We start from the raw sequence: 14,657 nt of genomic DNA on the forward strand, positions 1-14,657 counted from the left end.
CGACACCGGGCGCCGACCGCCCGCACCTGCTTCACCCTAATGCTATCGGCCCGCCCGGCGGGGCCCGGGCCGCAAAGCCGTTCTCGCGGTCAGTCTTCCCGGCGCACGCGCTCCTGCAACTCGGCCTTGCGGATCTTGCCGGCCGGGGTGGTCGGCAGTTCGTCGACGATCTCCACGTGCACCGGCACCTTGTAGTCGGCCAGCCGGCCGCGGCAGTGGTCGATCAGTTCGGCCGCCTCGGCGGCACCGGGCGCGGTGAGGATCACGAAGTAGTAGCCCACCTCGCCGCGCACCGGGTCGGGGGCGCCGACACCGGCCGCGGCGACCACCGCCGGATGCTCCACCAGGAGGTTCTCCACTTCGACCGGATAGACGTTGAAGCCGCCCTGAATGAACATCTCCTTGCTGCGGCCGCGCAGGGTGACGTGACCGTCGCCGGACATCGTCACCATGTCGCCGGTCGCCAGCCAGCCGTCGCGGAAGGTCGCCGCGGTCGCGTCCGGGCGGTCCCAGTAGCCGTCGGCGATCAGGTCTCCGCGAAGTTGCAGTTCGCCGTCGACTCCGGCCGCCACCGGATTCCCGTCCGGATCGACCACGCGCGCCTCGACGCCGGAGAGTGCGGTGCCGATGGTGGCCAGCAGCGTCGCTTCGTCGTCGTCGCGTCCCGACATGACGGCGGCGCCGGAACTCTCCGACAGTCCGTACAGGTTCATCAGCCGTGCCTGAGGGGCCGCCGCCGTGATCGCGCGGAGCAGGGCGGGCTCCACGTTGGACCCGCCGGTCACCGCGAGCCGGATCGGCAGGGTCTCCCCCGGCGCCAGCTCGGTGAGTATCAGCTTCATCATCATGGGCACGCCGGTCAGGATCGTCACCCCGTGGCGGCGCACCAGGTCTACCGCGGCCGCCGGGGAGAATGCCGGCAGCAGGATCACCTGACCACCGCCGAGCAGCATCGACAGCAGCGTGCAGGTGACACCCCCGACGTGGTTGAACGGCAGGATGCCGAGAACGCTGTCGTCAGGGCCGAACCGGGTGCGGTCGACCTGTCCGTTCGCGGAGGCCAGCAGACTGCGGTGGGTCAGCACCGCCCCTTTGGGAGTGCCGGTGGTTCCCGAGGTGTACAGGATCAGCGCCGCCGTTCCCGGATCGACCGGCGGGTGTGCCCCGGCCGGCTCGGACGCCGCGAGGTCGCCGAAATCGGCCGGCCCGGTTCCGGAGGGAGCGTCGACGTAGATCACCTCCCGCAGGCCGGGCAGCCGGTCGCGGATCGAGGCGTGCAGGGGCGGAAAGTCGAAGTCACCCACCCTCGCCTCGCTGATCAGCAGCTTTGCACCCGAGTCTTCGAGCATGAAGAGCAGTTCGGTCTCCCGGTAGCGGACGTTGAGCGTCACCAGCACGGCGCCGAGCCGCGCGGTCGCGAAGAACGCCTGAACCCACTCGAGTCGGTTGTTGAGGGCGATCGCCACCCGGTCGCCGGTACCGATTCCCCTCGCCGCCAGGCCGGCTGCGACTCGGTCGACGCCGTCGAGCAGCTCGGCGAAGGTGGCGGTGCGCTCTCCGTCGACGAGGAAGACGGAATCTCCGGACGAGTCGGCGCGCTGGGCGAGTGTCGAGTACAGGTCGTGCGCGGGTGCGGAGATCACGAGATCGGACATGGGAAAGTCCTCCAGACGAGTTCGGTCCCCCGGTGAGCGTTACCCCCGTCACGCTAACAAAGTAATAGAGCGATCGCTAAGTATTGGGAGACTTGCGCGATCTGCGTCGTTTCTTCGGGGGACGCTGATCGCGGTCTGACAGACTTCAATCCGTGGATCTGACAGCGATCGCCGGTTACCAGGTCATCCGGCAGCTCGGCGCAGGGGGTATGGGCCAGGTGTTCCTGGTACAGCACCCTCGCCTTCCTCGGCGAGATGCCCTCAAACTCCTCGACGCAGGGGTATCGCGCAATGACGACTTCAAGGCCCGCTTCCAACGGGAGGCCGACCTCCTCGCGCAGCTCTCACACCCGAACATCATCACGCTCTACGACCGCGGCGAGTACGACGAACGCCTCTGGATCACGATGGAGTTCGTCGACGGGACCGATGCCGGTGATCTGCTGCAGCGCCACGGACCGTTGCCGGTTCACCTCGTCGTCGCCCTGATCGGCGGGTCCGGCGCCGCGCTGGACTACGCCTGGCGCAAGCAGCGGATCACCCACCGCGACGTCAAACCCGCGAACATCCTCGTGGCCCTCGCCGGCGACGAGATCGAAGCGGTGAAACTCGCCGACTTCGGTATCGCGAAAGCCGCGGGCGAGTCGATGTCGCTCACCGCGACCGGCTTCGCCGTCGGCACGATGAACTACATCAGCCCGGAAGCGATCGAAGGCCTAGACGTCGACCACCGCTCGGACGTCTATTCTCTCGGCTGCACCGCCTACCACCTCTTGTCCGGCGAGCCCCCGTACACCGCGCCGACGATGACGTCGCTGATGGCCGCGCACCTGAACCGTCCGATCCCGGCGATCACCGACGTCGCCCCCGACCTGCCCGAGGCGCTGAACGGCGTGTTCGCGAGGGTCCTGGCCAAGGACCCCGACGAACGCTTCGCGACCTGCGGGGAGTTCGTCTCGGCGTTCGCCGAGGCCGTCGGCGGCGAGTCGTCGTCCCCCGCCCACGCCAGAACCCTTCCTGCCCGGACCCTCCCTGCTGCCTCCGTGCCGCAACGCAAGGCACCGGACACCGATTCGGGCGAGACCCGTTCGGGGACGAAGCCTTCGTGGCCCACCGCCGTGCTCATCGGCGCCGCCGCGGTCATCGCGATGGCCGTCGTCGCACTCGGAGTCTTCCTGGTTCGCGACGATCAGGGCTCCGGAACACCGCACGCCGCTGCTCCGGCGGTGAGCACGACGACGGTGACGCGATCGGTCGCGCCGTCCAGCACGGCGTCGCCGTCGTCGCCGTCGTATGTGGCCACGCCCCCGATGGAGACCGCGACGACGACTTACGAGACCCTCGTCCCGGCGCCGGTCGAAGGTCAGCCCTGCGACCCGTACACCGACACGAGGTCGCCGGACGGACGACTCTCGTGCAGTGGAATGGACAGCGTCTGGCGCGACATGAGCTACCAGACCAATCCGCCGGTCGCATGGAATTCTCCGTGCAGCGAGCCCGGCGCCCGAACTCGAGTGCAGAACACCGATGCCATCGTCACGTGCAAGCCCACTCCGTCGGGCGGATACATGTGGCAGCAGTGATTCTGCGGCTCAGCCGGCCGGCGGGGCGGCGATCAGCGGGCCCGGGGGTGGGCGGTCGCGTAGACCTCGCGCATCGTGTTCACCGTGACCAGCGTGTAGACCTGGGTCGTCGTCACCGACGAGTGGCCGAGCAACTCCTGCACCACCCGGACGTCGGCTCCGCCGTCGAGCAAGTGGGTGGCGAAGCTGTGCCGCAGCGTGTGCGGTGAAACGTCCTTGTCCACCCCGGCACGGGCGGCCGCGTCGACCAGCACCTGCCACGCGCTCTGTCGCGAGAGCCGGCCGCCGCGGATGTTGAGGAACAGTGCAGGCGTGCCCCGCTTGGCCAGGGCCGGTCGTCCCCTCACCAGATAGGCGTCGACGGCGGCGATCGCCGGCCGTCCGACCGGCACGATCCGCTCCTTGCCGCCCTTGCCCCGCAGCACCACCGCCCGATGTTCGGTGTCCAGATCGTCGACGTCCAGCGCGGTGACCTCGGAGATCCGTGCACCGCAGCTGTAGAGCAGTTCCAGCATCGCCCGATCGCGCAGGGCGCGTGGATGATCCGGGGCTCCGGCGGCCTCCAGGATGGCCAGCACCTCGTCCACCGAGAGAGCCTTCGGCAGGCGCCGTGGCGCCTTCGGCGGGCGGACGGCGTGCGCCACGTCTTCGGCGACGATGCCTTCGGCGGCGGCGAACTTGTGAAAACCCCTGGTGGCCACCAGGGTTCGCGCCACCGACGAGTCGGCCAACCCCGGCACACCGTCGTCCCGGTCTCCTTTGCGCAGTGAAACCAGGAACTCCCGGACGTCGGTCTCGGAGACCTCGGCCAGCGAGTGCACGCCCCGGCCGGCGAGGAATCCGGTGTAGCGCTCCAGATCCCGGCGATACGAGGCGACGGTGTTGCGCGCCGACCCCCTCTCCACCGTCAGGTGGTCGAGGTAGCGCTGCACCACGTCCGGGGTCGAGACCTGCGTCATCGCGCCCCTAACCCCGGGTATCGAAGCGTCGCGGACGGTCTGTCCAGGCCGCGTCCGGCGCGCGCAGAGCACTCGCGCCCCGATCGGCCACTGCGGTGGCCAGGATTCCGGCGACCGCGATCGCGTTGACGATCTCGCCGGTGAACACCGCGGCCACCGCCTCGTCGAGGGATCGCCAGGTGAGCACCAGGTCCGCTTCCTCGTGAAGCTGCTCGCCGGTGTCGACGGCGCGGAGCCCCTCGGCCAGGAAGACGCGGACCGCCTCGTCGGTGAAACCGGGCGACGAGTCCAGGTCGACCAGAGTGCGCCACGACGTCGCCGCCAGCCCGGCCTCCTCGGCCAGCTCGCGCTGTGCCGCCTGCACCGGCGTCTCCTCGGGGCCGCCGTCCAGCAGCCCGGCGGGCAGCTCCAGCAGTCGCCGGCCGATCGGGTGGCGGTACTGGCGCAGCAGCGCGATCTCGCCTGCGTCGTTGCGGGCGACCACGGCGACCGCACCGTGCTTCTCGACCACCTCGCGCCGCGCGGTGGTGCCGCCCGGCATGGTCACCTCGTCGGTGCGCAGCGCCAGGATCGCCCCCGCATAGACCGTCTGTGAATCACGGACGGTGAACTCGTGGGATCCGGGGGCCGGCATCGTCGCGATGACCCCTAGTCCGATTCTCCGTCGACAGCGGCATACATCCCGGAGGGGTCGTAGCCGTCGAGTTCCACCGGAAGCCGTTCTGCCGCCTTGTATTTCAGCGCCGCCTCGATGAAGGCCGAGAACAGCGGATGCGGTCGCGTGGGTCGGCTCTTGAGCTCCGGGTGCGCCTGCGTGGCGACCAGGAAGGGGTGCGTCTCGCGCGGGTACTCGACGAACTCCACCAGCGTGCCGTCCGGCGACGTCCCCGAGAACCGCAGCCCCGACTCGGCGATCTCGTCCCGGTAGGAGTTGTTCACCTCGTAGCGGTGCCGGTGTCGCTCGGTCACCTCACCGGCTCCGTAGGCGCGGGCCACCTGGCTGCCCGGCTCCAGAACCGCCGGGTACGAGCCCAGGCGCATGGTGCCGCCCAGATCGGCGTCGCCGGAGACCGCCGCCTCCTGATCTGCCATGGTCGCGATCACCGGCTGCGTGGTCTCCGGATCGAACTCCGTGGAACTCGCGTCGGTGAGTCCCACCGACCGCGCGGCCTCGATCACCACGCACTGCAGGCCCAGGCACAATCCGAGCAGCGGTACTCCCCGCTCGCGCGAGTAGGCGATGGCCCCCAGCTTGCCTTCGATACCGCGGATACCGAAGCCGCCGGGGATCATGATCGCGTCCACGTCGCGCAGTGCGGCGTCGGCGCCCTCGGGGGTGGCGCAGTCGTCGGACGGCACCCACACGATCTCGGTCCGCACGTGGTGCGCGAAACCGCCGGCACGGATCGCCTCGGTCACCGACAGGTAGGCGTCGGGCAGGTCGATGTACTTGCCGACGATCGCGACGGTGACCGTCTCGCGGGGTGAGTGGACGCGGTCGAGCAGGTCGCCCCACACGGTCCAATCGACGTCGCGGAACGGCAGCCCGAGCTGGCGCACCACGTAGGCGTCGAGCTGCTCGGAATGCAGCACCTTGGGGATGTCGTAGATGGATGGTGCATCGGGGGTGGAGATCACGCCGTCGATGTCGACGTCGCACATCAGGGCGATCTTCTTCTTCAGCGCCTCGGGCACCGGGCGGTCGCACCGCAGGATCAGCGCGTCGGGCTGGATGCCGACGCTGCGCAGCGCGGCCACCGAGTGCTGCGTCGGCTTGGTCTTGAGCTCACCCGAGGGGGCCAGGTAGGGCACCAGCGAGACGTGCAGGAAGAAGACGTCGTCGCGGCCCAGATCGTGCCGGATCTGTCGTGCCGCCTCGATGAACGGCTGCGATTCGATGTCGCCGACGGTGCCGCCGATCTCGGTGATCACCACGTCGGGGGCCTCACCGCTCGCGTCCGGCTCGTGCATGGCCAGCATGCGCGCCTTGAGCTCGTCGGTGATGTGCGGGATCACCTGAACGGTGTCACCGAGGTACTCGCCGCGACGCTCCTTGGCGATCACCGTCGAGTACACCTGACCCGTGGTGACATTGGCCGAGGCGCTGAGATCGCGGTCGAGGAAGCGCTCGTAGTGACCGATGTCCAGGTCCGTCTCGGCGCCGTCCTCGGTGACGAAGACCTCGCCGTGCTGGAACGGATTCATGGTGCCCGGATCCACGTTCAGATACGGGTCGACTTTCTGCATCGTCACGCGCAGACCGCGCGCGGTGAGCAACTGTCCGAGACTGGAGGCCGTCAGCCCCTTGCCCAGGGACGATGCGACACCTCCGGTGACGAAGATGTGTTTTGTGCCTGGCTGCCCATGGCGCAGTGATCGCAAACTGGTGCTCCCGTCAAGGCTGAATACCTACGGGACTTCAGCCTAACAGCATCCGGGCCCGGTGCAGAACGACACTCTGCGGATCAGGGCTTGCGCTCGGTGACTGTGATCGACGACGCTCCCGCGCCGGTCCCGTAGGCGCCGGAACGGCCGTCGGTCTCCGCGTCGAGCGCCAGGATCACCGTGACGCGCCCGGTCTGCTCGTTCACATCGTCGACCGTGGACAGGGTGTTGCCCAGCCCCGGGTCCGAACGGATCACCGCGACCGCCGATCCGCCGTCGGCCGAGCCCTCCCGCCCGGCCAGCACGCCGCCCTGGCCGCGCTGGGCCATCGCCGCGGCGACGCGCCCCACCAACTGTCCCTGTGCTCCGGAATCTGCGGGCAGTGCGCCGCCGGTGAGGACGACCACCAGATCTGCCGGCTTCACGGTGCCCGCGGCGTAGTCGATGAAGCCGCCTTCACCCAGGGTCTGCAGCACGGTGGCGCGTTCCTGCTCGGCCACCGGCCGCGCACCGTCGCGCAGCAGCAGTGTGGCGCCCAGCAGATCACCCACCCGCGAACCGGAGTCGGTGTAGTCGGTGCGCAATTGCTGCCCCTGCGGAATCGACTGATCGATCACCGTCGCCAGTTTCGCCGCGTTCTCGTCGCGCACCAGGTCGGTGGTCAAAGCGATCTGACCGGCGAAGTCCGCCCCCGCGTCGCTCAGCAGCCCCTTGACCGCTTCGACGTCGGCTTCGCCGGCGTTCGGCGCGGTCACCAGCAGCACCGATTCGCCGTCCAAACGCCCCCCGATCAACGCCGGGGTGACCCCGTTGATGAAGCCGTTGTCGGTGTTGACCTGCCGAGACAGCGCATCGCGCTCCTCTTCGACACTGCCGAGCCGGTCCCGATCGGACCCGGTCAGCTGATTCACCCGGTCCCCGATGAAGCCTGAGCCGAGGAACAGCCCGAGTGCCAGGGCCAGGAACACTGCGATCAGCGAGATCGCGTGCTGGCGCAGCGAAATCATCAGCCGCTGGTCCCCAGGCCGCCGATCCAGCCGGTCAGGTGGTCCCACTGGACCGAGAACCAGTCTCCGACGCCGGCGTCACCGGTGGTCAGCACCAGCGCGACGATCAGCACCAGCAATGCGGCCAGGAGCAGCATCGCGATCACCGCGCCGCTGATCCGGCTGCGGTACAGCGTGGAGACGGCCTTGGCATCGACCAGCTTCTGGCCCACCTTGAGACGAGTGAGGAAGGTCGACGGGATCTGGTCGCGCCTGCTGCGGTCGAAGAAGTCGTTCAGTGAGCCGCCGAGACCGACCGTCACGATGAGGTCCGCACCGTGGAAGTCAGCCAGCAGCAGCGCGAGGTCGCCGGCCGAGCCGACCGCGGGGAAGGTGGTGGCGCCGATGCCGAGGTCCTGGATGCGTTCCAGGCCGGCGGCGTGACCGTCCGGGTCGGCGGGCAGCACCAGTTCGGCGCCGGACTTGAGGGTGGCGGTCTTGATCTCCTCGGGGTCGCCGACGATCACCGAGGGCCGATGACCGGCCTTCATCAGGGTGTCGGCGCCGATCCCGACGCCGATCATGATCGGCTGATACTCCTTGATGAACGGTTTGAGGGCCTTGAGGTCGGCGGCACGGTCGGAGCCGTCACCGACCACCACCACGTGGCGGCCTTCCAGCCGTACCGTGAGGTCCGGCACGCCCACGCCGTCGATCAGCAGCGGGGATTCGCTGCGGATGAACTCGATACTGTTGCCGGAGAAGGCTTCCAGGTGATCGACCAGACCGGCCTTCGCCTCCAGCATCCGGGCCGCCACGGCCCGCTCGTCGAGCTCGGTGCCGCGGGCCACCACGCGGTCACCCAGATACAGGCGATCGTCGTGCAGGCGGACCTTCGCGCCCTCCTTGACCCGGGAGAAGACTTCCGGTCCCACCGCGTCGAGCAGCGGGATCCCGGAGGCCGCGAGCACCTCGGGGCCCAGGTTCGGGTAGCGGCCGGTGATCGACGGCGCGGCGTTCACCACCGCGGCCACGTCGGCCTCCACCAGTGCGTCAGCGGTGAGCCGATCCAGGTCCATCTCGTCGAGGACGACGATGTCGCCGGGCCCCGCGCGATCGATCAGGCGTTTGGTCTTCTTGTCGATGCGTGCGATACCGGAAGTTCCGGGCAGTTCGTCGGCGCGGCGCGAGAGCAGGGCTGGCATCCTCATGGCCACGATCTTGGGCCGCCGCGACCGGGATCACACGGAGGCGCGCCGTAACAACATCAACTTTTGTCACATGTGCAACGCAAACACCGTGAATCCCAACTGTCACGTCAGTCTCCGGGTCCGCGCCGCCTCAGCCGTCTCGAGCAACTCCTCCGCGTGCGCCCGGCCGGTGTCCGAGTCACCCAGGCCGGCCAGCATGCGGGCCAGCTCTGCGACCCGCTCACCACGATCGAGTGCCGTCAGAGTGGACGTCTGCTTGCCCTTCGCACCGCCGCCGACCTTGCCGATGACCAGATGATTGTCGGCGAACGCGGCGACCTGCGGCAGGTGGGTGACCACGATGACCTGGTGCCGGCGGGCCAGCCGGGCCAGCCGCGCCCCGATCTGGACCGCGGCGGCGCCGCCCACACCTGCATCGACCTCGTCGAAGACCATGACCCCGCCCGCGTCGGGCTCGGCGAGGACCACTTCCAACGCGAGCATGACGCGCGAGAGTTCACCGCCGGATGCGGACTTGGCGATCGGCAGCGGCCGTGCTCCCCGGTGGGCGACCAAGCCGAAGTCGACGCGGTCGGCGCCGTCGCCACCGGCGTGTGCGCGGTGACCGTCGACGGTGATCGCCAGGCGGTCGTCGTCGGCGGGCGCCAGCTCGACGCCGACCGCGAGTTCGCTGCCGCCCATCGCCAGACCGGCCAGTTCCGCGGAGACGCGGGTGCCCAGTTTTCCGGCGGCGGTGGCGCGGACCTTGTGTAGCCGGCCGGCCAGTTCGGCGACCTTGTCGCGCTCCCGCTCGGCGCGGGCTTCGAGCTCCTCGATGGATCCTTCCGGGTCCTCGAGCTGTGCGAGTCGGCTGCGGGCCTCGTCGGCCCAGGCGATGACACCGTCGACGTCGGCGGCGTACTTGCGGGTGAGTTGCTTCAACTCCCCCTGCCGGGTCAGCAGCGAGTCGAGGTCGGCAGCGTCGCTGGGCAGCCCCGCCAGATAGCCGGACAGCTCGTCGGCGATGTCGGTGACCACCGCCAGCGCTTCGGAGACCCGGGGCAACAGTCCCTGCAAGTCCTCGTCGTCGGCGCCTTCCAGCAGTGAGCGCGCCGAGCCGAGGCCTTCCACCACGCTGCCGTCCATGCCGCCGTCGCCGGCGACGATCTGCCGCGCGCCGGCCGCTGCGGCCCGCAGGTCTTCGAGGTCGGTGAGTCTGCGCACGGTCGCGATCAGTTCGGCGTCCTCCCCCGGTTCGGGTTTGGCGGCGTCGATCTCCTCGAGCCCGAAACGCAGGCGGTCGGCTTCTTGCGCCAGTTCCCGGGAGTCGGCGCGGCGCCGGTCGAGCTCGTCGAGGGTGTCGATCCAGCGGGTCCGCGCGGTCCGGTACTTGGCCAGTAGATCTGTCGCCTTGGCTCCGGCGAACCGGTCGAGTGCGGCGCGTTGCTGGTCGGCGCGCGCCAGGCGCAGCTGGTCGTTCTGGCCGTGGATCGCCAGCAGTTCGCCGGTGAGTTCACCGAGGGTCGCGGCCGGCACCGATCGTCCGCCGAGGTGTGCACGCGAGCGTCCGTCGGCACCGACGGTCCGGACGGCGATGATGGTGTCGTCGTCGTCGAGCACAGCGCCGGTGGCCTCGATCACCTCATCGATCTGCGGAGCCCGTTGCCCGGGCGGCGGCAGCCGGAAGCGCCCCTCGACGACGGCGCTGCCGTCGCCGTTGCGCACGCGGCCGGCGTCCGCCCGCGCTCCCGAGAGCAGCCGCAGGCTGCTGACGATCATGGTCTTGCCGGCGCCGGTCTCGCCGGTCAGCACGGTGAAGCCGGGCGAGAACTCCGCCGACGCGGACTCCAGAACCCCGAGCCCACGAATCGACAGCTCTTCGAGCACGGTTGCTTCAGCTCCTTCCGCGCCACCCTGTGACGGGCAGCGAGAACTTGGTCACCAAACGATCGGTGAACGGTTCGGATCCGGTGCGGACCCACCTCAGCGGGGTCTCCGCCCGGGCCGCTTCGATCCGCGCGCCCGCCGGCACTTCCAGGATCCGGCGGCCGTCGCACAGTGCCACTGCGGGGCGGCCGTGCGCATCGACTTCCACCGCGATCCGCGATCGCGGGCTGGTCACCATCGGCCGGGCGAAGAGCGCGTGCGCGTTACTCGGTACCACCAGGATCGCTTCCAGGTCCGGCCACATCACCGGTCCGCCCGCGGAGAAGGCATAGGCGGTGGACCCGGTCGGCGTGGAGATCAGGAGTCCGTCGGCGCCGAACGCCGAGACCGGACGGCCGTCGACCTCGGTGACCAGTTCCAGTACGCCGTTGTGCGACCGGTTCTGGACCGCGACCTCGTTGAGCGCCCAGCTGCGACCCAGGACGCCGCCGTGGTGGTTGTCGAGCACGGTGACGTCCAGGACCATCCGCTCTTCCACCCAGTAGTCGCGGGCGATCATCCGGTCCAGGACTTCGTCGATCACGTGGGCTTCGGCCTCGGCGAGGAAACCGATGTGACCGAGGTTGACGCCCAGCAGCGGCACTCCGGCCGGGTAGGCCAGCTCCGCCGCGCGCAGGAAGGTTCCGTCACCGCCGAGGACCAAGACCAGTTCGCAGCCGACCGCGGTGTCCGGGCCGGCGCGCACCACCTGCAACTCGACGCCGGTGGCGCGCAGGCTCTCGGGGTCGAGGGGATGCCAGGAATGCTCTTGGGACTCCGACGGCTGCCGGGTGTCGTGGTGCAGGACGCGCAACGCGATGCCCGCCTCCGCGCAGCGGCGGCCCACGGTCTCCAGCGTCTGGGTCACCTCGTCCCGGCCGGTGTGAGCGACGACGAGGACGACCCGCGGCTCGGCCGCGGACGAGTCATCGGACGTCATGCGCTTGCCCCCTTCCACCGGAAACGTCATTGCGGGCCGCGCGCGACGGCCGCCTCGATCATCTCAACGGTATCGCCTGCTTCCGACGCGGCCGCGGGGACGTCCGGCTTGTGCAGCCAAAGGAAGTACTCGACGTTGCCGGACGGCCCGGGAAGTGGGCTGGCCTCCACCGCGCGAGTGATCAGGCCCAGCGCGGCGGCGGCCGCGGCGACGTCGCCGACGGCCTCGGCCCGCAGGCCCGGGTCGCGCACCACTCCGCCCGCGCCGACGCGGTCTTTACCGACCTCGAACTGCGGCTTCACCATCGGCAGGTAGTCGCCTCCGGGACGCAGGCAGGCCGCCAGGGCGGGCAGCACCAGCGTGAGGGAGATGAACGACAGATCCGAGACGATCAGGTCCACCTGACCGCCGATGTCGTCGGCGGTGAGGTGCCGGACATTGGTCCGATCGTGCACGTGGACGCGCTCGTCTGTCTGCAGACGCCAGACCAGCTGGCCGTAACCGACGTCGACCGCTTCCACCTCCCGCGCCCCGCGCCGCAGCAGCACATCGGTGAATCCGCCGGTGGAGGCGCCGGCGTCGAGGCAGCGGCGCCCCTGTACGGTCAATCCCCGCGGCTCGAAGGCCTCGAGAGCGCCGAGCAGTTTGTGCGCACCGCGTGAAGCCCAGTCGTCGGTGTCGGCTTCGGTCACCAGCACGGGGGTGTCACGGGCGACGTTGGTGGCCGCTTTGGCGGCGACGGTGCCGTTCACCTTCACCTGACCGGCGTCGATCAGCGCCCTGGCCTGTTCCCGCGAACGGGCCAGGCCGCGGCGCACCAGCTCGGCGTCCAGCCGCGCACGGGCGGCCATCAGCGCGCACCGCTTCCCGCCGCTTCAGCCACGGCCGACGTCTTCCAGGGCCGCGGCGAGCGTGTCGTGCGCGGTGGCCAGCAGTTCGGCCTGGCGACCGAGGGCCGCGAGATCGAACTCGCCGTCCACGGTCTCCCGGATCGCGGCGACCTGTTCGAGCACCTCGCGCACCTCGGCGGTCGCCGGGTGGTCGGCGGGGTCGCCCGGCCCGGCGTTCAGCCGGGCGGCCCGCGCAGCGAGCTCGGCGGGTGACGGGGCGGAATCGGGTGTGGTCATGACCAGCTCAGGCTAGCGCACGGCAGGTCAGCGCGACTCGGTCAGGCCGAGCCCGGCCAGAGCCGTCGCCGTCTGTGCGTCGGAGGAGCTGATCCGCAGGTCCAGGTCGCCGACGTCGGCCGTGAACACCGCGTGAGCCAACGCCGGCAGCAGCGTGGTCGGCTCGAAGGCCCCCTTCGGCTCCACCGAGACCCGGTTCTCCAGGACGGTCACCTGCCAGTCCGCCTGCGGCCCGATGCGCAACGCACCGGCCGCCGCGTCCAGATCAGTCAGTCCCGCGGCCACATAGGTGGGACGTCGCTCGGCGGGTGCGGCCAGCAGCGACCGTGGAGAGGTGACGCCGGTGAGGACCAGCAGACTGTCGATGCCGACCGTGTTGGCGCCTTCGATATCGGTGTCCAGGCGATCGCCGATCATCAGCGGCCGCCGGCTCTTGCTCCGGGCCAGCACTTCCCGCATGATCGGCGCCGCCGGTTTGCCGGCGACCACCGGATCGGCTTCCGTCGCGGTGGCGACGGCCGCGACCATGGACCCGTTGCCCACCAGGAGTCCGCGTTCGGTGGGCAGCGTGGTGTCGGTGTTGGTCGCGATCCACAGTGCGCCGCCGCGCACAGCCAGCGCTGCCTCGGACAGTTGCGCCCAGCCGGTCTCCGGCGAGTGGCCCTGGATCACCGCGGCGGGATCGTCGTCGGCGGTGCGCACCGGGACGAGGCCCACAGCTGCGATCTCGTCGCGCAGGGAGTCCGAGCCGACCACCAGGACGGCGGATCCGTCTGGTACCCGATCGGCCACCAGACGAGCACCGACCTGCGCACTGGTGATGATCTGCTCCGGGCCCGCAGCGAAGCCGAGCGCAGCGAGGTGCTCGGACACCTCATCCGCCGACCGGCTCGCATTGTTGGTCACGTAGTACGACGCGTCCGGGTGGGACCGCACCAAGTCCTCCGCGCCCGGCAGTGGCGTGTGTCCTTCGTACAGGGTGCCGTCCAGGTCGAACAGCAGAGCGTCGTACTCGGCCGGCAGGGACCGATCGGCACTGACGTCGTCACCGCGAGTCTCCCCGACCACCTCGTCGACCCCGTCGGCGAGAAGTTCCTGCAGCGCGAACTCGGCGTCGGTCGCGTCGTCGACATCGGCGGCGGCGGCGTTCTGGTACCAGAGCAGCGCCTCCGCTTTACGCCCCGCAGCCGAGAAGGCCGACGCGTAGGCGCTGAAGAGCCGAGCCGCATCGGTGCCCGTCTCGCCGGCCCGCGGATTCAGCGCCGCCAGGACCCGCACGGCTTCCTCGGGATCCCCGAGATCCATGTGGGCGCCCGCTTCGACGATCGCCAGTTCGACGGCGTCCGTGCCCGACAGCGCGCGCCCCTCGGGGCTGCGGGCCAGTTCCACCGCGCGTTCCGGACGGCCCAGGCCCCGCTCGCAATCGGCGATCAGCGGAACCAGTGCGTCTCCGTCACCGGAGATGCGCCGAGCGGCCCGCAGTTCGGAGATCGCTTCCTGCCACTCACCGGCGTAATACGCGGTGATCCCGGCTGTCTCGCGGACCACTCCCACGCGCGCTGCGCGAGCCCGTGCCGCACGAGCGTGCGCCAATGCCAGCTCCGGATCGCCGGCCAGGGCGTCACCGGCGGCGACCAAATGGCGCGCCACCCGGTCCGCCGTGCTCCTGTCCAGGCTCTGCAGGTCGCGCCGCACGTCCGGGTCCAGGTCCGCGGCTTTGATGTCGTCGGGGATATCCGGATCGCCGTCGCCGCGACCCCCCTGCTTCACACCGCGATCACTCATGGCTTCCAATCTATTCTGCCCCGGTCCTCAATCCGAAATCTCCGGCAGCCCCAGGCCGGCCCACGCATGCGAAAGACCCCCTGAACTGGTGTGTTCAGGGGGTCTTTCAAGTGGTGTTCGG

General features: G+C 70.0%; 12 protein-coding genes. 1 reads left to right on the forward strand and 11 read right to left on the reverse strand.

What is annotated here, in order from left to right; all coding sequences use genetic code 11:
- Positions 1 to 89 precede the first annotated feature (89 nt).
- Positions 90 to 1,655 carry a class I adenylate-forming enzyme family protein gene (locus ABD732_RS15640; protein ID WP_344785393.1) on the reverse strand — a complete coding sequence of 522 codons (1,566 nt, stop codon included), beginning with the start codon at positions 1,653 to 1,655 and terminating at the stop codon, positions 90 to 92.
- A 152-nt stretch (positions 1,656 to 1,807) separates the two neighbouring features.
- Between ABD732_RS15640 and ABD732_RS15645 the strand changes: the two genes are divergently transcribed.
- The gene (locus tag ABD732_RS15645) at positions 1,808 to 3,238 is read left to right on the forward strand and encodes a serine/threonine-protein kinase (RefSeq protein WP_344785395.1); all 1,431 of its coding nucleotides are present in this window, start codon (positions 1,808 to 1,810) and stop codon (positions 3,236 to 3,238) included.
- A 32-nt stretch (positions 3,239 to 3,270) separates the two neighbouring features.
- On the opposite strand, the gene xerD is transcribed toward ABD732_RS15645, so the two are convergent.
- The 10 genes from xerD to ABD732_RS15695 form a co-directional block, all read right to left on the reverse strand.
- The gene (gene xerD, locus ABD732_RS15650) at positions 3,271 to 4,197 is read right to left on the reverse strand and encodes a site-specific tyrosine recombinase XerD (protein WP_344785397.1); all 927 of its coding nucleotides are present in this window, start codon (positions 4,195 to 4,197) and stop codon (positions 3,271 to 3,273) included.
- Positions 4,198 to 4,204: 7 nt separating this feature from the next.
- Positions 4,205 to 4,831 (reverse strand): NUDIX domain-containing protein, encoded by a 627-nt coding sequence (locus ABD732_RS15655; RefSeq protein ID WP_344785399.1) that lies wholly within the window; start codon positions 4,829 to 4,831, stop codon positions 4,205 to 4,207.
- A gap of 14 nt (positions 4,832 to 4,845) precedes the next feature.
- A complete protein-coding gene (pyrG, locus tag ABD732_RS15660) occupies positions 4,846 to 6,579 on the reverse strand; it encodes a CTP synthase (protein WP_344785401.1) in 1,734 nt (577 codons plus the stop codon).
- An 83-nt stretch (positions 6,580 to 6,662) separates the two neighbouring features.
- The gene (locus ABD732_RS15665; protein ID WP_344785403.1) at positions 6,663 to 7,589 is read right to left on the reverse strand and encodes a copper transporter; all 927 of its coding nucleotides are present in this window, start codon (positions 7,587 to 7,589) and stop codon (positions 6,663 to 6,665) included.
- Entirely contained in the window at positions 7,589 to 8,773 is a 1,185-nt protein-coding gene (steA, locus tag ABD732_RS15670) for a putative cytokinetic ring protein SteA (RefSeq protein ID WP_344785427.1), read from the reverse strand. The genes ABD732_RS15665 and steA overlap by 1 nt, the downstream gene beginning before the upstream one ends.
- 108 nt (positions 8,774 to 8,881) lie before the next feature.
- Positions 8,882 to 10,645 (reverse strand): DNA repair protein RecN, encoded by a 1,764-nt coding sequence (recN, locus tag ABD732_RS15675; protein ID WP_344785405.1) that lies wholly within the window; start codon positions 10,643 to 10,645, stop codon positions 8,882 to 8,884.
- Between the two features lie 7 nt (positions 10,646 to 10,652).
- Positions 10,653 to 11,624, reverse strand: a complete 972-nt coding sequence (locus tag ABD732_RS15680; protein WP_344785407.1) for an NAD kinase — start codon at positions 11,622 to 11,624, stop codon at positions 10,653 to 10,655.
- 26 nt (positions 11,625 to 11,650) lie between these two features.
- Positions 11,651 to 12,475 (reverse strand): TlyA family RNA methyltransferase, encoded by an 825-nt coding sequence (locus tag ABD732_RS15685; RefSeq protein WP_344785409.1) that lies wholly within the window; start codon positions 12,473 to 12,475, stop codon positions 11,651 to 11,653.
- A gap of 24 nt (positions 12,476 to 12,499) precedes the next feature.
- Complete coding sequence (locus ABD732_RS15690) at positions 12,500 to 12,751, reverse strand: hypothetical protein (RefSeq protein WP_344785411.1); 252 nt, start codon at positions 12,749 to 12,751, stop codon at positions 12,500 to 12,502.
- A gap of 27 nt (positions 12,752 to 12,778) precedes the next feature.
- A complete protein-coding gene (locus tag ABD732_RS15695) occupies positions 12,779 to 14,536 on the reverse strand; it encodes an HAD-IIA family hydrolase (protein WP_344785412.1) in 1,758 nt (585 codons plus the stop codon).
- Positions 14,537 to 14,657 lie beyond the last annotated feature (121 nt).

The sequence above is a fragment of the Gordonia caeni genome (genome assembly GCF_039537105.1).
GTDB classification, from domain to species: Bacteria; Actinomycetota; Actinomycetes; order Mycobacteriales; family Mycobacteriaceae; genus Gordonia; species Gordonia caeni.